The organism is Streptomyces venezuelae (genome assembly GCF_008642335.1).
In the GTDB taxonomy this organism is placed as follows: domain Bacteria; phylum Actinomycetota; class Actinomycetes; order Streptomycetales; family Streptomycetaceae; genus Streptomyces; species Streptomyces venezuelae_F.
This window is the reverse complement of sequence record NZ_CP029191.1, coordinates 7,706,010-7,728,183: the sequence shown is the minus strand read 5'-3', so window position 1 is coordinate 7,728,183 and position 22,174 is coordinate 7,706,010. Positions and strand designations below refer to the sequence as shown.

Annotated in this window: 20 protein-coding genes; 5 read left to right on the top strand and 15 right to left on the bottom strand. The window is 71.3% G+C overall.

Annotation, left to right across the window (positions count from 1 at the left end):
• Positions 1-8: 8 nt before the first annotated feature.
• The 5 genes from DEJ49_RS34400 to DEJ49_RS34380 all read right to left on the bottom strand — a co-directional run bounded on the left by DEJ49_RS34400 (position 9) and on the right by DEJ49_RS34380 (position 5,354).
• Positions 9-2,246 (bottom strand): serine/threonine-protein kinase, encoded by a 2,238-nt coding sequence (locus DEJ49_RS34400; RefSeq protein ID WP_150187725.1) that lies wholly within the window; start codon positions 2,244-2,246, stop codon positions 9-11.
• Positions 2,228-3,226 carry an oxygenase MpaB family protein gene (locus DEJ49_RS34395; RefSeq protein WP_150187724.1) on the bottom strand — a complete coding sequence of 333 codons (999 nt, stop codon included), beginning with the start codon at positions 3,224-3,226 and terminating at the stop codon, positions 2,228-2,230. The genes DEJ49_RS34400 and DEJ49_RS34395 overlap by 19 nt, the downstream gene beginning before the upstream one ends.
• Positions 3,227-3,280: 54 nt before the next feature.
• Positions 3,281-4,195 (bottom strand): LacI family DNA-binding transcriptional regulator, encoded by a 915-nt coding sequence (locus DEJ49_RS34390; RefSeq protein WP_150187723.1) that lies wholly within the window; start codon positions 4,193-4,195, stop codon positions 3,281-3,283.
• Positions 4,196-4,431: 236 nt separating this feature from the next.
• On the bottom strand, positions 4,432-4,746 hold the full coding sequence (locus DEJ49_RS34385; protein ID WP_150187722.1) for a hypothetical protein: 315 nt from the start codon (positions 4,744-4,746) through the stop codon (positions 4,432-4,434).
• The gene (locus DEJ49_RS34380; protein WP_190329547.1) at positions 4,743-5,354 is read right to left on the bottom strand and encodes a SigE family RNA polymerase sigma factor; all 612 of its coding nucleotides are present in this window, start codon (positions 5,352-5,354) and stop codon (positions 4,743-4,745) included. The genes DEJ49_RS34385 and DEJ49_RS34380 overlap by 4 nt, the downstream gene beginning before the upstream one ends.
• Positions 5,355-5,499: 145 nt before the next feature.
• Here DEJ49_RS34380 and DEJ49_RS34375 point away from each other — a divergent pair, with 145 nt between their 5' ends.
• Positions 5,500-6,426: an alpha/beta hydrolase gene (locus tag DEJ49_RS34375; RefSeq protein ID WP_223833117.1), complete on the top strand. Its 927-nt coding sequence runs from the start codon at positions 5,500-5,502 to the stop codon at positions 6,424-6,426.
• Positions 6,427-6,448: 22 nt separating this feature from the next.
• A complete protein-coding gene (locus DEJ49_RS34370; protein WP_190329546.1) occupies positions 6,449-7,648 on the top strand; it encodes an alpha/beta hydrolase in 1,200 nt (399 codons plus the stop codon).
• An 8-nt stretch (positions 7,649-7,656) separates the two neighbouring features.
• Here the strand turns inward: DEJ49_RS34370 and DEJ49_RS34365 are convergent, their stop codons facing one another.
• The 9 genes from DEJ49_RS34365 to DEJ49_RS34325 all read right to left on the bottom strand — a co-directional run bounded on the left by DEJ49_RS34365 (position 7,657) and on the right by DEJ49_RS34325 (position 16,869).
• Positions 7,657-8,856 carry an acyl-CoA dehydrogenase family protein gene (locus tag DEJ49_RS34365; protein WP_150187721.1) on the bottom strand — a complete coding sequence of 400 codons (1,200 nt, stop codon included), beginning with the start codon at positions 8,854-8,856 and terminating at the stop codon, positions 7,657-7,659.
• A 14-nt stretch (positions 8,857-8,870) separates the two neighbouring features.
• Positions 8,871-10,205, bottom strand: a complete 1,335-nt coding sequence (locus DEJ49_RS34360) for an MFS transporter (protein WP_150187720.1) — start codon at positions 10,203-10,205, stop codon at positions 8,871-8,873.
• On the bottom strand, positions 10,202-11,458 hold the full coding sequence (locus tag DEJ49_RS34355) for an ATP-grasp domain-containing protein (protein ID WP_150187719.1): 1,257 nt from the start codon (positions 11,456-11,458) through the stop codon (positions 10,202-10,204). Before DEJ49_RS34355 ends, DEJ49_RS34360 begins: the two co-directional genes overlap by 4 nt.
• Positions 11,455-12,621, bottom strand: a complete 1,167-nt coding sequence (locus DEJ49_RS34350; protein ID WP_150187718.1) for a pyridoxal-phosphate dependent enzyme — start codon at positions 12,619-12,621, stop codon at positions 11,455-11,457. Before DEJ49_RS34350 ends, DEJ49_RS34355 begins: the two co-directional genes overlap by 4 nt.
• Complete coding sequence (locus tag DEJ49_RS34345; protein ID WP_150187717.1) at positions 12,618-13,646, bottom strand: ABC transporter substrate-binding protein; 1,029 nt, start codon at positions 13,644-13,646, stop codon at positions 12,618-12,620. The genes DEJ49_RS34350 and DEJ49_RS34345 overlap by 4 nt, the downstream gene beginning before the upstream one ends.
• Entirely contained in the window at positions 13,643-14,482 is an 840-nt protein-coding gene (locus tag DEJ49_RS34340; protein ID WP_150187716.1) for an ABC transporter ATP-binding protein, read from the bottom strand. The genes DEJ49_RS34345 and DEJ49_RS34340 overlap by 4 nt, the downstream gene beginning before the upstream one ends.
• Positions 14,483-15,607 (bottom strand): FecCD family ABC transporter permease, encoded by a 1,125-nt coding sequence (locus DEJ49_RS34335; RefSeq protein ID WP_150187715.1) that lies wholly within the window; start codon positions 15,605-15,607, stop codon positions 14,483-14,485.
• Positions 15,604-16,353, bottom strand: a complete 750-nt coding sequence (locus DEJ49_RS34330) for a class I SAM-dependent methyltransferase (RefSeq protein WP_150187714.1) — start codon at positions 16,351-16,353, stop codon at positions 15,604-15,606. The genes DEJ49_RS34335 and DEJ49_RS34330 overlap by 4 nt, the downstream gene beginning before the upstream one ends.
• Positions 16,354-16,485: 132 nt before the next feature.
• Positions 16,486-16,869 carry a ferredoxin gene (locus DEJ49_RS34325; protein WP_150187713.1) on the bottom strand — a complete coding sequence of 128 codons (384 nt, stop codon included), beginning with the start codon at positions 16,867-16,869 and terminating at the stop codon, positions 16,486-16,488.
• 241 nt (positions 16,870-17,110) lie between these two features.
• On the opposite strand from DEJ49_RS34325, the gene DEJ49_RS34320 reads away from it, so the two are divergent.
• Positions 17,111-18,067, top strand: coding sequence for a hypothetical protein (locus DEJ49_RS34320; RefSeq protein ID WP_150187712.1), 957 nt, complete (start codon positions 17,111-17,113; stop codon positions 18,065-18,067).
• Between the two features lie 541 nt (positions 18,068-18,608).
• Positions 18,609-20,264, top strand: a complete 1,656-nt coding sequence (locus tag DEJ49_RS34315) for a hypothetical protein (RefSeq protein ID WP_150187711.1) — start codon at positions 18,609-18,611, stop codon at positions 20,262-20,264.
• 84 nt (positions 20,265-20,348) lie between these two features.
• Here DEJ49_RS34315 and DEJ49_RS34310 read toward each other — a convergent pair whose 3' ends face one another.
• Entirely contained in the window at positions 20,349-20,687 is a 339-nt protein-coding gene (locus DEJ49_RS34310) for an SCO0607 family lipoprotein (protein WP_411757220.1), read from the bottom strand.
• Positions 20,688-20,927: 240 nt separating this feature from the next.
• Between DEJ49_RS34310 and DEJ49_RS34305 the strand changes: the two genes are divergently transcribed.
• Complete coding sequence (locus tag DEJ49_RS34305; RefSeq protein ID WP_150188674.1) at positions 20,928-22,166, top strand: cytochrome P450; 1,239 nt, start codon at positions 20,928-20,930, stop codon at positions 22,164-22,166.
• Positions 22,167-22,174 lie beyond the last annotated feature (8 nt).

The window sequence follows — 22,174 nt, the reverse complement described above, 5'->3', positions numbered from 1 at the left end:
CGGGGCGGTCACCGCCCCCCACCCGCCCCCCTCTGCCGCACCACAGCCACCCTCCGGTACACCTCCACCGCCTCCGCGCCCCGTCCCAGCTGTTCCAGGCAGTGGGCCTCGTCGTTGTGGCTGGCCAGGGTGTCGGGGTGGTCGGGGCCCAGGACGTGTTCGCGGGATGTGGCCACTCTGCGGTACTCCGTGAGGGCGTCGGTCCAGCGGCCGAGCCAGCCGAGGCCGACGGCTACCTCGCGGCGGCTGACGAGGGTGTCGGGGTGGTCGGGGCCCAGGACTCGTTCGCGGATGGCGCACACGTCGCGGGCTTCCGCGAGGGCCTCCTCCCAGCGGCCGAGGCGGCCGAGGTTGACGCCGAGGCCGTGGCGGGCCCGGAGCGTTTCGGGGTCGGCGGGGCCGTTGACGCGGGTGCGGTCGTCGATGAGGTGGCGGTAGAGGTCGAGAGCCTCGCCGCTGCGGCCGAGCCGGCCGAGGCTGATGCCGACTTCGTAGCGGGCGGTGAGCGTGTCGGGGTGGTCGGGGCCGAGGGCGTGCTCGCGCGCGTCGGCGACCTCCCGGTAGGTTGCCAGGGCTTCCTGCCAGCGGCCCAACTGGCCCAGTGCGTAAGCCACTTCGTAACGCGTGACCAGTGTGTCGGGGTGGGTCTGGCCAAGGACTCGCACGCGGGCCTCCGCCACTTCCTCCGCGAGTCGGTAGGAGTCCTCGAGGCGGCCGAGGCGGCTCAGGTTGTACGCGAGGTTGTGGCGGCAGCGCAGCGTGTCCGGATGGTCGGGGCCCGCCGTGCGCTCGCGGACGGCGAGCACCGCGGTGTACGTCTGGTGGGCCTCGAAGTGCCGTCCGAGCTGGCCGAGCACGTACGCCATCTCCTGGCGTGCGGCGAGCGTGTCCGGGTGCTCGGGGCCGAGCGTGCGCTCCCGGCCCTGTGCGACGCGGGTGTACTCGCGCAGGGCGTCGGAGGCGCGGCCGGTGCGGCTGAGCGTGAAGCCGACCTCGTACCGGCTGGCGAGCGTGTCGGGGTGGTCGGGGCCGAGCGCGTGCTCGCGTTCGGCGGCGACGGAGCGGTGCACCTCGCCCGCCTCCGCCCAGCGGCCGAGCCGGCCAAGGCTCAGTCCGGCGTTGTGGCGGTTGGTGAGGGTGGCCACCAGTTCGGGCGCGGGTGTGGGGCGTTCGGTGGGGCGGGGGGCCGCGGTGCGACGCGCGTCACGTCGGGGGATCCACTCGCCCGTGAGGCCTGCGGCCGCGTCGGGCGGGGTGGTGCGCAGCACGGACGCGCCGCCGGCCTTGTGTCCTGTGGTCATGCCCCGGGTCCAGGAGGGCAGGCGCGGCTCGTGCGGGACCAGGGGGTCGGCGCGGCGGACGGGTGGCGTCGCGACGGTCGGGACGTACGTGATCGACGTGCGTCCCGCGGCGATGCGGCGGCCCAGCTCCCGCGCGTCGTGCGGCCTGCTCGTGGGCTCCTTGGCGAGCAGGTCGAGGACGATGCGGTCGAAGTACGCGGGCAGTTCGTCGCGGTGTCTGCGGGGCGGCGCGGGTGTGGTGTCGCGGTGGCCGACGAGGACGGCCCAGGCGTCCTCCATGTCGAAGGGCGGGGCGCCCGTGGCGATCTCGTACAGCACGCACCCGAAGGAGTAGAGGTCGCTGCGCTGGTCGACGGGGTCGCCGCTGATCTGCTCGGGCGACATGTAGTGCGGGGTGCCCATCGCGATGCCCGTGCCGGTCAGCCGGGAGGTGAAGCCGATGTCGGCACCGAGGTGGGCTATGCCGAAGTCGCAGATCTTCACCGTGCCGTCGGCGAGCCGCATGATGTTCGCGGGCTTCAGGTCGCGGTGGACGATGCCCTGTTCGTGGGTGTACGCGAGGGCGCCCGCGACCTGGTCGGCGATCTCGACGACGTCCTCGACGGGCAGGGGGTGCTGTTTGTTGTCCTCCATGAGCTGGCTGAGGTTGCGGCCGTCGAGGAGTTCCATCACCAGGTACAGGACGCCGTCGTGCTCGCCGAAGTCGTGGACGACGGTGACGCCCCGGTGCTGGAGCGCGGCCGCGACGCGCGCCTCGCGCCGGAAGCGCTCACGCAGCACGCGCGTGAACGCCTGGTCGTGCTGGGGCCCCACCGGCTTGAGGCATTTGACCGCGACCTGGCGGCCCAGCGACTCGTCGCGGGCCCGCCAGACCTCGCCCATGCCGCCGCGCCCGATCAGATCCAGGAGCCGGTAGCGGCCCTGGATCAGCCTGGTGTCCGCCATCTCGTGTTGTCGCCCCCGTCGCCTCGCCGCGCCCTCCCCGCCCCGCCCAGTATGGCGTCCCGTCTGTGGAGTTTGTACGGGGCCGGGCGGCTGCCGGGGCCGAGTCGCGCCATGGCGCGCAGGATGTGTTTGGGCGGGAGTTGCCAGCGCACACGGTTGGGGACGGCGCGCAGGACGGTGCCGGTGAGGACGAGCCTGCGGGTCACCGCGGCGGGTGGCGGGGCCGCCCTGCCGTACAGCTCGTGGGCGTACGGCGGCAGGGAGGCGTACGCCAGGTTCGCCACACGCCTCCACAGCAGTTCGCGCGCCGGAATGAGCAGGGCGTGGGTCGGCGGGCGCTGCAGGAAGTCGTCGACGGCGCGCGCGTCGGGCCCGGCGGCGAGCCGTGGCCGTATGTCCTCGAAGTACGCGGCGAGTTCCCCCGTCGACGCCGGTACGTCCGCGGGGTCGAGGCCCACGAGGCGGGCGCTCTGCCGGTGTTCGTCGACGTACCGGTCGGCCAGCGCGTCGGTGAGGCGGAACCCCGAGCGGCGTACGACGTGGAGGTAGGAGTCGATCTCGGCGCAGTGCACCCAGAGCAGCAGCTCGGGCTCGTCGACGCCGTACCGCTCCCCCGTCTCGGGATCCGTCGCCCCGAGCATGGTGTGGATCTTCCGGACCCGGGCGCCCGCCTTCTCGGCCACCGCGCTCGTCCCGTAGGTGGTCGTGCCCACGAAGTTGGCGGTCCGCATGAGGCGGCCCCACGCGTCCTTGCGGAAGTCGGAGTTCTCCATGACGCCGCGGACCGCGCGGGGATGCAGGGCCTGGAGGTAGAGGGCCCTGATCCCGGCGACCCACATCATCGGGTCGGCGTGCGCCTGCCAGGTCACGGAGGACGGGCCGAACAGCCCGGGGTCACGGTCGGGTGAGGAGCCGGGTGACGGGGCGGGTGAGGGGGCGGGCGCGGATATGGACGTACGCGGGTGTGCGCGCTCCGGCATGGTGCGACCAACTCCTGACGGCTGACGGCCCGGCCCTGCACGTGACCGGTTCCCTCATTCTCGCCCGGGCGGCGGCCCCGTCGACCCCCTCGGCGTGAGGGCCGGCGTCGGCACCTGGTGCGCGGCCACCCGGCCGCCCGCCAGGACCTCGTACAGGCTCCGGGCGACGTCCGCACCGAAGGCGTGGATGTCGTGGCTCATCGCGGAGAGCGTCGGGTGGGTCAGCTTGCACAGCTGCGAATCGTCCCAGGCCAGCAGCGAGCGTGTCGCCCGGGCCCCGGCGTCCCCGGAGAAGTCCGTGGCCAGCTGGCGCCCCTCCGGCAGCCCCAGATCCGCCACGGCCGCGCCGAAAGCGGCCCCGCGGATGACGCTGTGCCCGAGCTCGGCCGTGCCGCCGACCCGGGCGATGGAGCGGTGCCCCAGCGCGGCGAGGTAGCGCACCGCTTCGGTGACGGCGGTGGTGTCATCGGTCCAGAGGGAGGTGAACGGGCCCATCAGCGAGGGGTGGGCGACGGCGACCGCGGGCAGCCCGAGCTGCGACAGCACGGGCACACGCGGGTCGTGCTCACGGAAGTCGACCAGGACGGAACCGGCGATCTGGCCCGACCGCCACCAGTGGCGCTGCAGCTCGATCTCCTCGTCGAGGCTCTTCACCAGGCGCAGGAGCAGCCCGCCCGAGTGATCGGACACCACGCTCTCCAGGCCGGAGATGAACTCCATGTAGAAGGGTTCGAGGCCGAGTTGGCGTGCGGGTCTGCTGATGGCGAGCCCGATCGTGCCCGTCCCCTGCTTGTTGAGCGCGCGTGCCGAGCGGTTGGGCTCCCAGCCCATCGCGCGGGCGACCTCGATGATCCGGGCCCGGGTCGCCTCCGACACCCCCGGCTTGTTGTTGAAGGCCAGGGACACCGCGGCGCGCGAGACCCCGGCCCGCGCCGCCACGTCCCGGATGGTCAGCCGCTGCTCACTCATGCGGGCTCCACCGCGAACAGGGCCGCCCTGACGGCGGCGACATCCGGTCCGCCACGGGGACCCACGGCATCCCATCCGCGTACGCCGATCGTCACGCTCTCCCCGGGCAGCGAGGTCGTCCGGGACGTCCGCGCAGACGACCTCCCGCCCGGGAGCCCGTACGGGGACGACCGCCTTGCCGAGCGTGCGCCCGTCCGCCGTCATGCGCCGCAGCCGTACGTCGGTGTTCCAGCGCCCTACGGTGCGGCAGGTCCAGGTGACTCGTCCGGTGGGGAGGGGGCGGGTGTCGGCGACGTGCTGATGCTCGGGGCGGCGGGTGGCGGAGTGTCGGCGGGGGCTGACGGGGCGTCCTGTGAGAGGAGTCGCGGCAGCATGAGGAGGACGACCGTCACTGCTGCGGCCAGCAGGACCACCGCGGCCTTGCGCAGGCGGGGGTGGGTGACCGTCCGTGCGTGTGGGCGGGCCAGTGGCGAGAGGTCCGGGCGGAGGGTGGTGACTTGGTCGGTCCTGGCATGCAGTGCGGCGCGAAGGCGGTCCTCGATGGCCGTCATGGCGTCTCCTCCAGTCTTCTGGCCAGGGCCGTGAGTGCCCGGCTCGCTGTCGACTTCACCGCGCCCCGAGACAGACCCAGGGTTGCCGCGATGTCCGCCTCGGACATGTTCGACCAGTACCTGAGGACGAGGACCTCCCGCTGGCGCACGGTGAGCAGTCTCAGTGCTCGCAGCACTTCCTGGTGTTCCTCCTTGAGGAGGACCTCGTCTTCCGGTGGTGGTGCGGGGAGGATCCGCGGCGGGATGTAGGCGCGCACGGTGCGCCTCCTGCGCAGCACGTCCCTGGAGGTGTTGACCACGCTGCGCCGTATGTAGGCCTCGGGATCGGCGATGTCGTCGAGCGATGTGCCGTGGCGCCGGTACAGGGCCGCGAAGGCTTCCTGGACGACGTCCTCGGCCGTGGGGACGTCGTCGACCAGGAGGACGGCCAGGCGCACGAGGTCGAGCCTGCGGTCGCGGTAGAGCCTGTCGACCTCTTCCGATGCCGTGCCGGACAGCCGGTCCCGGCCCCTGACGTCCGGTCTGTCGCGGTCCTGGGAGAGCCGGGCCAGCAGCCATCGCCACCGGCCGCGCGGGAAAGCACCTTCACAGGCGGATACGGCAGCCATCAGCGCCCTCGAGTTCCAGGAGTTCCAAAAGTGTCCTCTACAAAGAGAGGACGTATGGAGCGCCGACAGGTTGCAGTTCACCGCACGGTGCAACATCACTCGCCACGGCCTGCAACCCCGGGCGGGGCCGCACGTCTGTCAAGGCGTGAGGAAGACCGTACTGAAATTCAGAGCTGCCGCTGCCGCCACGCTGGCGTGTCTGGGACTGCTGTCGGGCTGTGCGGGCCCGGCCGGCGGGTCCGGGCCCGACCGCCCGGAGGCGGGAGGCCCGGCATCAACCCCTCCGCCGCTCTCCGGGGCGCGGAGCAGCGCTCCCGCCGCGCCGCCGGACCACGAGCCCGTCTCGTACGAGCCGAGCTGGCCCGACACCACGGTGCGCACGGCCCGCGGACATCGCGTCAACGCGTGCGTGCCCAAGGACCTGCGGAACAGAGCCACCACGCTGACGACCGTCGACGGGGCGCATCTGTCGGCACTGGTCCTGGGGGACGGGCCCGACGGCGTTCTCCTGGATCACGAGCAGGGTTACAGCATCTGCTCGTTCGTCGACATCGGGCGGCAGCTCGCCGAGCGCGGCTACCACGTGGTGATCCCCGAGTACCGCAATCACGGTGCGTCCGAGAAGCGTGCCGGGAACGAGCACATCGACCGGGACGCCCGCGCCGGTCTCGCGGAACTGCGGCGCCTCGGTGCGAAGAAGGTGTTCCTGGCGGGGGCGTCGTGCGGCGGGACGACGGCGGCGGTCGCCGGGGCGGATACGCCGTTGCGGGTGGTGGGCCTGTTGATGATGTCCTCGCCCGCCCGGTGCGGCCCCGGGGTGGACGCCGTGGCGGCCGTGAAGAGGCTGGACGTCCCGACGCTGCTCGTGGCGTCGCCCGGTGACATGCAAGGCAACGTCGAGAAGCAGGTCCGTGAGGTCTACGCGGCCTCCGCCGCCCGCGAGAAGGAGCTGGTCATCCGTAAGGGCGAGCGGCACGGAACGGACATGATCAAGCGGGAAGGCGCCTCCGGGGCCGCGTTGCAGGACCGGGTCATCACGTTCGTGGTGGATTCCTACGCCGCCGCCCGCTGACGGAAGCAACCAGGGAGAAACAGTGCAGCGACACAAGCGCAAGAGAACTTCGGCCCGTCTGCTGGGCCTGTCGGCGGCGGTCCTGTCCGCCGCGGCGGCAACCTTCACATACACGGCCGCAACCGGTGCCGCGGCCCCGAACGAGGTGAGGAAACCCGATGCGGCACCTTCGTCCGGAGGCACCGGAACGGTCCGCTACGACCTGGGTGACAAGGCCTGGCACCTGCCACGGACGGGCGAACCAGCCGAACTGACGGGAGTGGTGCACTACCCCGCCGACCTCGGCACGGGGCGGCACCCACTGATCGTGCTGCTCCACGGCCTGCACGACACCTGCGCCGACCGAAAGGCCGAGGCGGCACGCACCGCCGCCGAAGCCAGGGGCGACGATGCCGCGTACGAAGCCGCCAACGCCAAACTGACCGCCTGGCCCTGTGCGAAGGGAACGCCCGCCCTGCCCAGCATGCGCGGATACGACTACCTGGGCCGCAAGCTGGCCGCTCAAGGGTTCGTCGTGGTCTCGGCCGGCGGCAACGGCATCAACGCCTCCTCCGTGACGGGGGACGACAACGCCGCCGCGCGGGCGGATCTCATCAACCGGCATCTGCGCATGTGGCAGCGGCTCAGCTCCGAGGGCACGGGTGAGCTCGCCGGGAAGTTCACCGACCCGGCGACCGGAGCCGCCCGCCGCGTCGGCTTCGCCCACCACGTGGACATGGGCAACGTGGGGGTCATGGGGCACTCCAGGGCGGGAGCCGGGGCCACCTGGCAGGCGGCCGACAGCCACCGGAAGCAGTGGCCGAAGGGCGTCGAGGTCAAGGCGGTGGCAGCGCTGGCGCCCGCCTACAACGTGATGACGGAGGACATGTCCGCCTACACGATCACCAAGACTCCCTTCGCCGTCTTCCGGGGAACCTGCGACGGACAGGTCGGCGAAGAGGCGCTCTCGTTCGCGGCCGACGCGGCCAAGGGGAACCGGCACGGCTTCCACCGCTACGCGGTCCCCGGCGCGAACCACAACTACTTCAACACGCAGTGGTCGCCTCAGAGCCGCCAGGTCGCGGCCTTCGACGACGCCACGCCGGTGAAGGGACACCCCGGGCAGTGCACGGGTCGTGAGGGCGGGGCGCCGGCCAGGCAGCTGACCGAGCCGGAGCAGCGCCGGATCGCCGCCACGCACCTCAGCGCGTTCTTCCGCCGCCACCTCCTCGGCGACACCTGATCATCGTCTCAGCGGCGCACCCGCGGCATCCCCAACCCGATCCAGGAGATGATCTCCCTCTGGATCTCGTTGTTGCCGCCGCCGAAGGTGAAGATCACCGCTGAGCGGTAGCCGCGTTCGAGTTCGCCGTGGAGGACCGCGCCCGACGAGCCCTCCTTCAGGGCGCCGGCCGAGGCGACGACCTCCATCAGCCAGGCGTACGCGTCGCGGCGTGCCTCCGAGCCGTAGACCTTCACCGCGGAGGCGTCCTGGGGGGTGAGGGTGCCTTCCTGGACCGCGTTCACCATCTGCCAGTTGAGGAGTTTCATCGCGTCGAGCCTCGCGTGGGTCTTCGCGAGGCGTCCGCGGACCCAGTTGAGGTCGATGACGCGGCGGCCGTCGGCCAGCTTGGTGTCCATCGCCCAGCGCTGGACGTCGTGGAGGGCGCGGATCGCCATCGTGCCGTGCGCGGCGAGCGTGACGCGTTCGTGGTTGAGCTGGTTCGTGATGAGGCGCCAGCCCTTGTTCTCCTCGCCGACGCGGCGGGAGACGGGGACGCGGACGTTCTCGTAGTAGCTGGCGGTCGTGTCGTGCGAGGCGAGGGTGTTGATCAGGGTGCAGGAGTAGCCCGGGTCGCTCCTGGGGACCAGGAGCATGGTGATGCCCTTGTGCAGCGGGACGCCCTCCTCCGGGGTGGCCGTGCGGACCGCCAGCCAGACCCAGTCCGCCGTGTCGCCGTTGGTCGTCCAGATCTTCTGTCCGTTGACCGTGTAGTGGCCGGTCTGCTCGTCGCCCTCCCGCACCGCCTTCGTCTTCAGCGAGGCGAGGTCCGTGCCGGCGTCGGGTTCGCTGTAGCCGATGGCGAAGTCGAGTTCACCGGAGAGGATCCGCGGCAGGAAGTACGCCTTCTGCTCGTCCGTGCCGAACTGCATGATCGTCGGCCCCACGGTGTTCAGCGCCATCAACGGCAGCGGTACGCCCGCCTGCGCCGCCTCGTCGAAGAAGATGAACTGCTCCATGGGCGAGAGCCCGCGCCCGCCGTACTCCTCGGGCCAGCCGACCCCCAGCCAGCCGTCCGAACCCAGGCGGCGGACGGTCTCCCGGTAGAACCGTTTCTGGGCGGCCGGTTCGCGGTACCGCGCAGAGGAGTCGTCCGGCACCAGCTCGGCGAAATACGCACGCAGCTCCGTGCGCAACTGCTGCTGTTCAGGCGTGTATTCGAGGTGCACTGCCCCTCCAGGCTCTACTGGCTCGACGCTCGGCCGGCTCGGCTCGCTCGGTCCCGGACCCGACGGCGCACAGAGTAGAACCCGTTGCAGAAATAGGGAATGGGTCCGCGCAGGGCACGCAGCAACAGCGGTGGCAGCAGCACGCACTGCGCCGCCACCGCCAGCCAGAACAGGCCCGCGCGGTCGGCGCGTTCGGCCCACGCGTACCCCTCTCCCCCGGCGATCCCGCTGGCGAACGCGCCGATCCCCGCCGCCAGGCGCTGCCGGCCGAAGACGACCGCGGGCGAGCGGGTGGACCGCGCGAGGGCTTCCAGGTCGTTCTTCAGGAACAGGACGACCTCGCCGACGCAGATGAGCAGCGCCCCGCCGAGGATCGCGGCGGGGTGGCCGAGCGCCAGCGCCGCCATGCCCGCGGCCAGCGCGGTGAAACCGATGCGTAGGGCGCGCAGGTAGGGCAGGTGGGCCATCCAGTCCGAGAGGAGGGGCTGGGCGACCACGAGGAGGAGGGCGTAGAGGGCCAGGACGAGGCCGTAGAAGAGCGTCGATGTCCTGCCCACCGCGTACAGCGCGAGGTAGTGCTGGAAGAACATGAAGACGTACACGCTCAGCACGGTGATCGCGAAGGGGAGGAGGGTCGGCCCTTCCGTCGGCCGCTCACGCTCATCCTGGTCGTCCTCGGAGGGTGCTGCCTCCGGGGTCGCTCGCGCTGTCGCCTGCGGGAGCAGCGCGTGCCCCGCCGTGATCAGGCCGAACAGCACGGCGACCGCCGTGAAGAGCCCCGCCGACGCCGTCAGGACGAAGGGCGCGGCCGCGAGAGGGCCCAGTGCGATACCCGCGTTGAGCGCCGAGCTGCTCGCGGACAGGAGCGGCGCGCGCCGCTCCTCCCCCACCCCCGTGACCAGGTACGCCTTGTTGGCGGGCAGGTAGAGCGCGGCCCCGACGGAGACGAGGAACAGCGCGGCGACCGCCCACGCGGGTCGGCTCAGCCCCGGCAGGAACACGGCGAAGCCCGCCGTGCGGATCACCAGGGCCAGCAGCATGGTGGGCTGCAGGCCGATGCGTTCGGCCAGGGCCCCACCGACGACACCGCCCGAGAACTGCACGAACGAGGCGACGGCCAGCACCACGCCGACGGTGCCGAGCCCCATGCCCAGCCGTTCGTGCAGCAGGACGGACGTGAAGGGCAGCACGGCGAAGCTGCCCAAGGGGATGAGGAACGAGCCGACGAGGAGGAAGTACTGGGGAGCGGTGAAGTGGGTGAACTGTGCCAGGCCCGTCGGCGTCGGCCTCGGCCTCGGCCTCGGTTTCGGTGTCGGTGTCGGTGTCGGCTGGTGGGGTGACGGGTTCATCCTCGGTTGTCGTCGCCCACGACGGTCGGCCGTATGCTGCCGGCCGCGCTGAGCGCCCTGTGCAGGGCGAGTTCCGCGGTTTCGGCCTCGGCCAGCACGATTCCCGTGCATCCGCGCTGGTCGCTCAGGTGCTCCACACGCCGCCCCGGGACCGCCGTCGGGTACCACTCGGGCGAACCGGGGAACGCCGCCAGACCGTCGAGGCCGGTCCAGCCGGTGAGGGTGCCGGGGCGGTCGGGGTAGACGAGCACGAAGGCCGTGGCCCGTTCCGGGGCGTACCCGGTCGACACCGCGTCGAGGAGCGCGGGGCGGCGGCCGAGCGCCGTGTCGACCAGGGCCTCGTACACGTTGGTGCCCAGGGCGCGGCACAGGGCCTCGCCGACGAGGGCGCCGCCGATGCGGCGGTTGATCTCCACCAGCTCCGGGCCGTCCGCGGTGAGGACGAACTCCACGTGCGCGAAGCCGCTGTCGTGGCCCGCGGCGGCCAGCACGCGTCCTACCCACTCCTCGATGCGGGCGAGTTCGGGCAGCGGGAAGGCCACGGGGAACGCCGCCGCCTCCTCGCGGACGGACGGCTCGGGTGACATCTGGCGGCTCAGGACTCCGAGCAGCTTCGTCTCGCCCTCCCAGCCGAGGGTCTCCGCGCTGTAGACCGGCCCGGAGAAGAAACGCTCGGCGAACAGCCGCCCGTTGAAGGGGCGTTGGGCGGCTTCGCTGAGCGCGGCGTGCAACTGCCGCTCGTCCCGCACCGGCCATACGTTGCGGGAGGACGTGCCCGCGGAGTCCTTCAGGACGGCGGGCAGGCCGACTTCGCGGAGGATCTCGGCGGCGGCCGCCGTGGCGGTGGCCGAGGAGGTCGGCGCCGGGACGGCCACGGCGCGGCTGCCGCTCAGGCCCCGCTCGTGGAGGAGCGCGCGCACCCGGCTCTTGTCGCGCAGGAGCCGGACCGCGCTCGGGTCGGGCCCGGGCAGGCCGAACTTGGCGGCGAGGTCGGCGCCGGGCACGCTCCAGGTGTCGGTCGAGTTGATGAGCCCGCTCAGGTCGGGCATGGCCGACAGGGCGGCCGCGCAGGCTCCGGCGTCGTCGGTGTCGACGTCGACGATGTCGAGTGCCCCGGGGGCGAGGTGGGCGAGTTCGTGACGGTAGACGTCGCGGTCGCCGGTGAGCAGGCACAGGCGGTGCCCGGCGGCGTCCGCGGCCTCGACGAGGCGGCCCAGGCCGAAGGTGAGAGCTTCGAGTGCGGCGATGGTCATCGTGCCTGGTCCTCCTGGTGCGTTGCCCCGAGCGGGCCGTCGCCCGCGAGCATGAGCGGATGTGTCTCCCGTACGAGCTGCGCCTTGGTCGGCGCGGGTACGCCTCCCCCGCCGTCGCCACCCCGTACCTCGTACCGGCGCCGGTTCCACTCCATCGCCGACCAGGGCGGAGTGAGGTCCGCGAGGTCGGTGATCTGGTGCGGTTTCAGCGTGCGCGGGTCGAGTGCCTCGCGGTGGCGGGCGAAGACGCGGTCGGTGTAGCGGTGTCCGGTGTCGGCGCCGATGACGAGGTGGGTGCGCTCGGGGTCGCGCGCGGCCTCCCAGCCCGCGACCAGGTGCCCCGCACCCGTCGAGAGACCGGCGAACACCGCATGGTCGCGCAGCAGTCCCACCGCACCCGCCATGGCGTGCCGGAAGTCGAGCCAGTGGAGGGTGTCGTACAGGTCGTGGTGGACGTTGTCGAAGGGGATGGAGCTGCCGATCCCGGCGATGATCGCCTCGGGGTCGCTGAACCGCTCGCTGCCGAACGTGACGCTGCCGAAGGGCTGCACGCCCAGCAGGCGTACGTCACGGTCGCGTCCGCGCAGCGCCTCGACGAGGCCGCCGCTCGACGATCCCGTGCCCACGGCCCCGACGACGGTCAGCGGTACGCCGGGCAGCGCGCGGTCGACGAGCGCGGCGAACTCCCGGTAGCCGGTGTAGTGGACGGCGTCGTGGTACTGCCGCATCCAGTGCATGCCGGGCCGCTCGGCCAGCAGCCGGCGGACGCGCCGGACCCTGCCCTCCTGGTCGAGCCGCAGGTCCTCCGAGGGCGGCATCTGGTCCACGGTGGCGCCGAGCACCTCCAGCTGGGCGCGCATCGTGGCGTCGACCGTGGTGGAGGCGACGATGTGGCAGTGCAGGCCGTAGCGGTGGCAGGCCATGGCCAGGGCGAGCGCGTAGATGCCGCTGGAGCTGTCGACGAGGGTCTGTCCCGGTGTGACGGTTCCGCGTTCGAGCAGCGTGCGGACGGCGCCGAGGGCGGCGTACACCTTGAGGGTCTCGAAGCGGGCGAGGACGACGTTGTCGGACAGGCGCAGCAGGTCCGGGGCCTTTATCGCGTCGGTGATGTGGTCGTGGACCGGGGCGGTGACGGTGTGCGTGGGGGTCACTGTCGCCGTCACCGCCCGACCGAACGCAGGTAGCGGCCCAGGTCCTCGGCGCCCGCGACGTTGCGGGGGCCGCTGACGACATCGCCGTACGACATGACGTGGAAGCGGTTGTTCCGCACCGCCGGAACGGACTTCAGGCTCGGCAGCTTCTTGAGGTAGGCGATCTTGTCCTTCGCGGGCTGGTCGGCGTAGTCGACGATCACGATGACGTCGGGTTTCGCCTTGATGACCGGCTCCCAGCCCACCGTCGTCCACCCCTTGTCGAGGTCCCCGAAGACGTTGGTGCCGCCGGCGGCGGTGATGATGTCGTCGGGTGCGGCGTGCCGGCCGGCCGTGAACGGCTGGTCGGTGCCGGAGTCGTAGACGAACACCTTGGCCGGGTCGCCCTTGGCGGGCCACGTCTTCTTCAGCGCGGCGACCCGCTCCTTGAGTTCGTCGACGAGCTTGTCGGCGCGCTTCTCGACGCCGAAGATCTTCCCGAGGTTGTCCAGGTCCGTGTAGAGCGCCTGGAGGGGCGAGGTGTCGACGCTCTTGTTTCCGTAGTCCCAGCAGGTCTCGGTGTGCAGGTAGCTGGCGACGCCGACCTTGTCAAGGAGGGCGGGGGTGATGCCGCGTTCCTCGCTGAAGCCGGAGTTCCAGCCGGCGAGGACCCAGTCGGCCTTCGCGTCGACGACGATCTCGCGGGTGATGCGTTCGTTGCCGAGGCGGTCGACCTCGGCGTACTTCTCCCGCCAGGGCGAGCCCTTGATGGAGGGGTCGCCGAGCTTGTTCATGACGTAGCCGCGCATGCGGTCCGCGAGGCCGAGGGCGAACATCTTCTCCGCGCCGCTCACGTCGTAGGCGATCGCGCGCTCCGGGCGGATGTACGTGACGTTTTTGCCGCAGTTGGAGACGGTGACGGTGTCGGCGCCCTTGCCGGAGCCGGTGCCGGGCTTGCCGCCCGCCGCCGATTCGACCTCGGCGCCGCAGCCGGTCAGCAGGAGCCCGGTGGCCAGGAGCCCGGCGGCGAGGGCTCGGGGGAACGGGGGTCGGGTCACGAGTGGGGTCCTTCCGGGGACGGGGAAGCCGGTGCGGGGATGTCTGCGGGGATGCCGGGGAGCGGCGGGGGCGGTGCGAGGTCGTAGAGGAGTTGCGGGAGGCCCGTGCGCGGATGCGGTACGACGACCGCGTCCACGCCGAACACCTTGCGCACCAGCTCCGGGGTGAGCACCTCGGCCGGGTCACCGGCGGCGACCAGGCATCCCGCGCCGAGCACGGCGATCCGGTCGCAGACCTGCGCCGCGAGGTTCAGGTCGTGCAGGGCCGTCAACACGGTCAGCGCGGAGCCGCGCAGGAAGGACAGGAGTTCTACCTGGTGGCGTACGTCGAGGTGGTTGGTGGGCTCGTCGAGGACCAGGAGGCGGGGCTCCTGCGCGAGGGCGCGCGCCACGAGGACGCGCTGGCGCTCGCCGCCGGAGAGGCTCAGGACGCTGCGGTCGGCGAGGTGGGCGACGTCGAGCCGGTCCATCGCCTCGCCGCACAGCTCCCGTTCGCGGGCGGTCAGGGGGTGGTTGCCCTGTGCGTGCGGGGCTCGGCCGAGGGCGACCACTTCCTCGACGGTGAAGTCGAGTTCGGTGTGGCTCTCCTGGGTCAGCGCGGCGACGGACCGGGCACTGTCGCGCAGTTTCAGCGACGTCAGGTCGGTGCCGTCGAGCAGCACGACCCCGGATGTCGGCTTCAGCGCGCGGTAGACGCACCGCAGTGCGGTGGACTTGCCGCTGCCGTTGGGGCCGACGAGTCCGACGATCGAACCGGCGGGCACATCGAGGCTGAGCCGGTCGACGAGGGCGCGTCCGGCCGCCTCGACGGTCAGGTCGCGGAGGGAGAGGACCATCTACCGGCCTCCGAAGAGATAGCCGCGGCGGCGCATCAGGACGACGAACACCGGTACGCCGATCAGCGCGGTGATCACCCCGAGCGGCAGCTCCTCGGGGGCGAAGGCGGTGCGGGCCACGAGATCGACCCACACCATGAAGCAGGCGCCGGCCAGTGGCGCGACGGCGAGGACGCGCCGGTGCGTGGAGCCGACCCAGATCCGCACCACGTGCGGCAGGACGAGACCGACGAAGCCGATCGCGCCGCTGACCGCGACGATGAGCCCGGTGACGGCCGCGGTGAGCACGAACAGGCCGCGGCGCAGCGCGTCCGCGTCCACGCCGAGGCTGGCCGCGGTCTCGTCGCCGAGCGACAGGACGTCGAGCGACCGGCTGTGCCGAAGCAGTACGACGACCGCGACGAGGACCGCCGCCGTCACGAGCGGCAGGGACTCCCAGGTCGCGGAGCCGAGGCTGCCGAGCAGCCAGAACAGCACGGTCCGCGCGGCCTGCCCGTTCGGTGCGAGGAACACCAGCACGCTCATGAGCGCCTGGAAGCCGTACGCCAGCGCCACGCCGGTCAGCACCAGCCGCAGCGGCGTGAGGCCGAGCGGTCCGCGCGCGGCCAGATACACCAGTACGGTCGCGCCGAGAGCGCCGAGGAAGGCGGCGGCGGAGAGGGCGTACACCCCGAGTCCCGCGAAGATCCCGAACACGACGACGGCGGTGGCGCCCACCGAGGCGCCGGACGAGATGCCGAGCACGAACGGGTCCGCGAGGGCGTTGCGCACCAGCGCCTGGATGGCGACGCCCACGACGGACAGTCCGGCTCCCACGACCGCGGCCAGCAGGACCCGGGGCGTGCGCACGTGCCAGACGATGGCGTACCCCGACGCGTCGTCCGCGTCGATGGTGCCTCCCGTGAGGGCGGCGGTGAGGAAGTGCACGACGTCACCGAGCGGTACGACGGTCGGTCCCAGCGCGATACCGGCCAGGACGGAGACCACCAGTGTCACGGAGAGTGCGGTCAGTGTGGTCAACAGCCGCCCGCGGCCCGGGGGTTGCTGGTCGTGGTTCTGACGTGATGTGCCCGGCGAGCGGGCGGCGCGGCCCGCGGGCGGTGCCGCGGATGTCGCCTCGGTCATGAGAGTTCAGGGCGGGTGCCGGTCACGATCAGCCGCTTCGAGTGGTTGTCGTACGGGCCGCCGTCGAAGTCGCCGTAACAGCGCACGTCGGTGAAGCCGGCCGCCTCGAAGAGGGCGCTCAGCTCGGCCCCGCTGTAGAGGAAGGAGGTGATCGACGCGGCGCGCGCCTCCCCGTCCCGGACCAGCGTCCAGTCGGTGCGCAGCCGGGTCCAGCTGTCGAGGACGGTGTCGCGCTGCAGCACGTACGCGCCGCCGTCGAGGTCGACGACCTGGGGCCGGCCGATCCAGCCCGCGAGGACCTCCTTGCCCATCACGTCGATGAGCAGCCGCCCGCCCGGCACGAGCGAGTCGTGGGCGTTGCGCAGCACGCGCTCGTTGTCCCGCGGGTCGTCGAAGTAGCCGAACGAGGTGAAGAGGTTCAGCACCACGTCGTACGTCTCCGGCTCGACGTGCGTCAGCATGTCCCCTCGTACCAGGCGGACATCGACGCCCGCCGCCTCGCACGCGGCGTCGGCGCGCTTGAGCATGCCGGGGCTGAGGTCGACCCCGGTGACGGTGCTCCCGGCGCGGGCCAGGGGCACGAGGTACAGACCGGGACCGCAGCAGAGGTCGAGGACCCGGCTCCCGGCCGGGAAGCGGAGCAGCGGGGATCCGCCGACGAGGGCCTCGACCTCCGCGCGCCTGCGCTCGGAGAACATGGTCTCGGCGAAGTCCGACCAGAAATCGTCGTCCTCGTACCAGTTCATGGGGCTGCTACCTCGTTCCAGAGCGTGGGTACGCGCGGCCGCGCGGGGACTCTGGAACAGTGGTCGGGCCGGAACCGCTTCTGGTTCCCGGCCCACACCGACCGGTTGGGGGCGGCTCTGCCCGGGGGGGGCTCAGCCCAGTGTGGTCAGGAAGGCGTCACATGCCTTCGCGCAGCGGCGGCAGGCTTCCGCGGCGGCGGCCGACGCGGGGTGCAGGTCGCAGAGCGATGCGCACTGGAGGCAGATCGCTCGGCACCACTCCACCTGCATGCGGACGCGTTGCTCGTCCTGGTCGCTCTGTTCGGCGAGGACACGGGACGTCGCCTCGCACACGTCCGCGCAGGCGGTGTTGAGGCGGGGCGCCCCGCCCGGCTCGGCCGGGCCCTCGCGCACGAGGCACACGCGTGCGCAGTCGTCGCAGGCCTGGGCGCAGGCGAAGCGGTCCTCGAGGTAGCGGACGAGGTCCTCGTGGCTGAACTGCTCCTGGACATGTGGCGGGGCTGTCGTGACTGTCACGGGGACCCCTCCCTTCAGTCCCGGACGAGTAGCCGTCGAGCGGCGAACGAAACCCCGCGCTACCGGCCCCTCGCTTCACAGAGCTGGTCAACTACCGGAAGAGATCACACTTTAGACAATGTCTCGGTTTGGTCTCGGTCCCGTCCGGGCTGAACGGGGGCGCGCCCGGGCCCCGTACTCACGTCTCGAAAGGCCGAGCGGGTCAGCGACACCCGCTCAAGGACCCGACCGAGGAGATGCGATGAACGACACGACCGGAACCCGTGCGAGCAGCGACACGGCGAGCGGCACGCACCGCCGGAAGGCCGTGCTGCTGGCGTCCTTCGCCGCGGCGGGAGCCCTGCTCCTGTCCGCGTGCGGCGGGGGCGACGACGGCGGACCGGGCGCCAGGAGCGCGGGCACGGAGGCGGCGCGCGACACGTCCGACTCCATGGAACTCGCCCTCAAGTCCGGTACCGCGCGGCAGAACCGGGCTCCCGAGAACACCGGGGACTGGGCCAACCCGCCCGGAAAGCCCGCGACCAAACCCGTGCAGCGCAAGTGGGTCCAGCTCTCGGCGGGCCGGGCGGGCGCCCTCGACCCGGTGGTCGTCAACGGGTCCGGCCTGACCCTCTACCGCTTCGACAAGGACACCGCGTCGCCTTCCCGGTCGAACTGCAACGGCGCCTGCGCCACCACGTGGCCGCCCGTCCTCGTGGACCCTGGCGGCAAGATCTTCGTCCAGGGTGTGGCACGGTCGCAGGTGGGCGTCATCACCCGTGACGACGGCACCCACCAGGTCACCATCGGCGGCTGGCCGGTCTACCGCTTCAGCAAGGACACCAAGCCGGGCGACACCAACGGGCAGGGCGTCGGCGGCACATGGTTCGGCGTACAGCCCGACGGCTCGAAGTCCGGTCGGCCCGCGGGCCAGGAGGACCCGACGGACACCGACGACACGCGGCAGGCGCCCGCCACCAGCGCCATCCTCTTCGACGACGCGAACTTCTCGGACAACGGCCCGGCCCAGGGCATCGCGGGCAAGGGCTGCCAGAACGTCGCACGACCCAAGGTGACCTCGTCGATCTCGCTCGACGGCTCGGCGAAGATCTGGTCGGGTCCGGGCTGCACCGGAGCGTCCAAGGTCATCAACGGTGACGTGGCCGACCTGGCCACCATCGGCTTCGACAACAGGATCAGCTCGGTGAAGTTCGGCTGACGCGACGCCGCGCAAGCGGCCCGGAGACCGGTGCCCGCCCCGACATCCCCCGGGGGCGGGCACCACTCATGCCCACCACCCACGGCCCCGACGCGGAACCCCCGGAGACTCGGCAGGCCCCGCCGCGACGGGGGAGACACGGCGGGGCCCACCCATCGAGTGCCCGCTGACGGGACCCTCACACCCACGCGTCGAACCTATTTCCGCGGCCGCGGCCGCGGCCGACCGGCTCGCGGCAAGCCGCCAGGACGAGCCGTCACCGGCTCCTCGCCTCCACGCGTGGCAAGTTCCCGCCCACGCACCCACTCCCCGCGCGGCGCCCGCACGGCCTCACTCGCACACACGGACCCCCGACAGGCCGCAGGGCCCCTGGGAACCCGTCCTGAACCGTCCTTGCAAAACCTTTCTGGCCACAATCCAGTCGAATGCGGAACGTCCTTCCCGCGCGCTCCTTGGCTCATTGACGCTGTTGTGCGGCGGGAGTAGGACATCACTAACATCCCGGGCCCATCCGGCGGTGGTCAATATAGGGGGGCAGCCCATGACCATCGATCAGAAACAGTTGCTCCAAGGAATTTACGACGCGATCTTCGACGCACTCACCACCACTCCTTCCGGCATTGGTGGCGGACAGCCCATTCTGCGGCGCGCACAGACCTATATGTCGCTGCAACTTCCCGGAAATCCCGTTGACCCGGCGCAGTTCGCGAACCCGTGGTCCCCGAACAATCCGACCGGTTCCGTCGCGGCGAGCGAGAACTTCGCGACCCTGGTGGATCCCGTCCCCCTGCTGACACCGGCCTACGCGGTCGGCGGCGTCAGCACCGACAACGTCTACGGCGAGATCGTCCGCGCGAACGTGAATCCGCCGCCCGCGGACCCCGAAGGCCAGCGGGCGTACGACAGGGCGTTCAACCTGCTCTTCGTGGACGGCCAGGACTTCGACCAGGACGGCCTTCCCGTCACGGTGAAAGTCGACTCCCCGCTGTACCGCAACTACAAGAACAAGTTCCAGCTGTACAACGCCGCACTGCTCAGCTACACGACGAACTTCCTCCAGTACGACCTGAGCAAGCCCGAGGACCAGCGCAAGTGGGCCATCCTCGCGCCGGTGCTCAAGGCACCCGTGGACCTCGCCTACCAGGACCTTCAGGCAGCGAGTCCCGGCGTGGTGGAGAGCGCCCTCGCCACCCTGGGGCAGTTCCAGCAGTCGAGCCTCGCCGGGATCTTCTCGCGGGCGCGGCAGACGTACCTGCAGACCAGGCGGGGCAGCCTCGTGGACGCCAACATCTTCTGGCATCTGTGCGAGGCGTTCCCGGGCAACTGGTTCGCCGAATCCGGCGCCACGAACTTCACCGCATTGACGCTGACGTCCAACAGGCTCCGCATCAACGAAGAATCACGTTTCTCCCGCTATGGCGCGGGCGGCGGAATCAATCTCGGTCTGTGGCGCGTGGGCGCAGCGGGCACAACGGAAAGGACGCAGTACAGCCTGCACACCGAGACGTCGAACATGAACATCTCCTTCCGTTTCGGGCGCATAGAAATTCGCCGCCGCTGGCTCGACACTTCCCTGACGTCCTTGCGCGGCTGGAGCACGGCGGGCCGCAGGCCGGGGGATTACTCGACCGGCGAGATCAGCGACAAGAACGAGGGAATCTTCTCCCTGCTGCCCACCGCCTTCATCGTGGCCAGGGACATCAAGATAAGCGCGGACTGGGGAACCACGGACCTTCAGCGGGCCACGCAGGCCACGTCGATTCGCAGCAGCGTCGGCATCGGTCCTTTCTCACTGTCCGGCAGTTACCAGAACAGTTCGTCGACCCGCCGGTTCGCGTCGTCCTTCGACGGCACGACACTCACGGTCCCGGGCATGCAGATCGTCGCCTGGCTGAGCAGTCTGGTGCCGTACTCGCCACCGACCGACGGCCCCCCGTCGGCCCGGGCCGAACAGCTGGCGCTGGCGGCCGCCCGGCAACCCGCTCGCACCAACGTGTACGCCATCCCGTGGCTGGAGTCCGCGGGCGGCGGCGACGGTGCCGTCACTGCCGGACAGGGCGCGTCGCCTGCTTCGTCCCCCGAGAGCGTGCGGGAGGACGCCACCGAGGCCATAGGGGTCACGGGCGCCACCACTGCGCCCGCCTCCGACGACATTCCCGAGACTCCCGACAGTCAGTTCATCTCAGCGGAATCGTGAGCGCGGTCGCCACCTGAGGCGTCACACGACTCGCCCCGACCGCGGTGCCTCGCGGTCGGGGCGAGCACCGTGTCCGGCGGACGCTCACTGGCCGTCCTTCAACTTGACGATCTTTCCGTTCTCGTCGAGCGTGTGGTCGTTCCAGTACTCGTCCCACTTGTCCCCGACATGCTCCGGGACCTTGCCCTCCGGGTAGCGGGCGTAGCCCTTCGGCGGATCCTCCCCGTCGGGCTGGCACGCGGAACCGCCGCTGCCCACGTGCAGGACCGGATACTCGCCGCCGCCGCAGACCGCGTCCTCCATGGAACAGCCGGTCAGCACCGCTGCGGCCGCCGCGCCCGTCAGCGCGAGCACCACGAGGGACCGCGCCGACCGCCTGCCGGACGCGCGGGAGGCCGGGCGAACGCGAATGCTGCTGTGCACAGTCGTCTTCCTCTCATCGGGGTTGCGTGTCCAGGGTGCGCGGGCGAAGGGGGACGAATCATGAGTACGAGTACTCAGCCGCCGCGCCCGTCGTACTCGATCAACCCTGCACCCCACCCCTCTGCGCCACACCGAGTCACTTTGGCTCATACTGGCGCCACATAGCGCCACTCCTGTGTCATGCTGGCGCCACTGCACTGCCGTACGCACTGGAGGGGACGCACCATGCAGAACAGCACCATGCAGAACGACCCGTCGACCGGCCCCGAAACCCCGGATGCCCCCGTGGCCGCCTTCCCCACGACCCGCACCAAGAGCTGCCCGTTCGATCCGCCCGCCGAGCTGACGCGCCTGCGCGAGGAGCGGCCGCTCACGCGCCTGCGATACCCCGACGGACACGTGGGCTGGCTGGCCACCGGTCACGCCGCCGTCCGCGCGATCCTGGGAGACACACGTTTCAGCTCGCGCTACGAACTGCTGCACATGCCCTTCGCCACGGGCTTCACCGGTGAGCTGCCGCCCGCACCCACGGGAGACATGACCGGGCTCGATGCCCCCGAACACACGCGCTACCGACGGCTGCTTGCCGGCAAGTTCACCGTGCGCCGCATGCGGCTGCTCACGGAACGCGTGGAGCAGATCACCGTCGAGCATCTGGACGCGATGGAGCGCCGGGGGCCGGTCGTCGACCTCATGGAGGCGTACGCGCGGCCCATTCCCGCGCTCATGATCTGCGAACTGCTCGGCGTGCCCCACGCCGACCAGGACATGTTTCAGCGACACGTCGCGACGTCCATGACACTGAGCTCCACGGAGGAGGAGCGCGCGGCGGCCATGGTCGCGATGGACGAGTACATGCGGAAGCTGGTCCTGGAGAAGCGCGCCGCGCCGACCGACGACCTCCTCAGCGACCTGACCTCAAGCGACCTCACGGACGACGAACTCACCGGCATCGGCGGGTTCCTGCTCGGCGCGGGGCTCGACACCACGGCCAACATGATCGCGTTCGGCACGTTCGCCCTGCTGTCCAACCCGGACCAACTGGCCGCCCTGCGCGCGGATCCGGGCCTCGTCGATCAGGCCGTCGAGGAACTGATGCGGTACGCCACCATCGCCCAGACCGGACTCCGCGCGGCGCTGGAGGACGTGGAGGTCGAGGGGCGACTCATCAGAAAGGGCGAGTCCGTCACCCTGTCGATGGAGGCGGCGAACCGGGACCCGGCGAGGTTCCCCGACCCCGACAGGCTCGACCTGCACCGCAAGGCGACCGGTCACCTCGGCTTCGGCCACGGCATCCACCAGTGCCTGGGCCAGCAACTGGCCCGCGTCGAGATGCGCGTCGCCTTCCCGTCCCTGCTCACCCGCTTCCCGACCCTGCGCCTCGCCGCGGCACCGGAGGACGTGCCCCTGCGGGAGGGCATGAACATCTACGGCGTTCACGAACTCCCTGTGACGTGGGGTGAGGCGGACGGCGCGTAGAGCGCGGC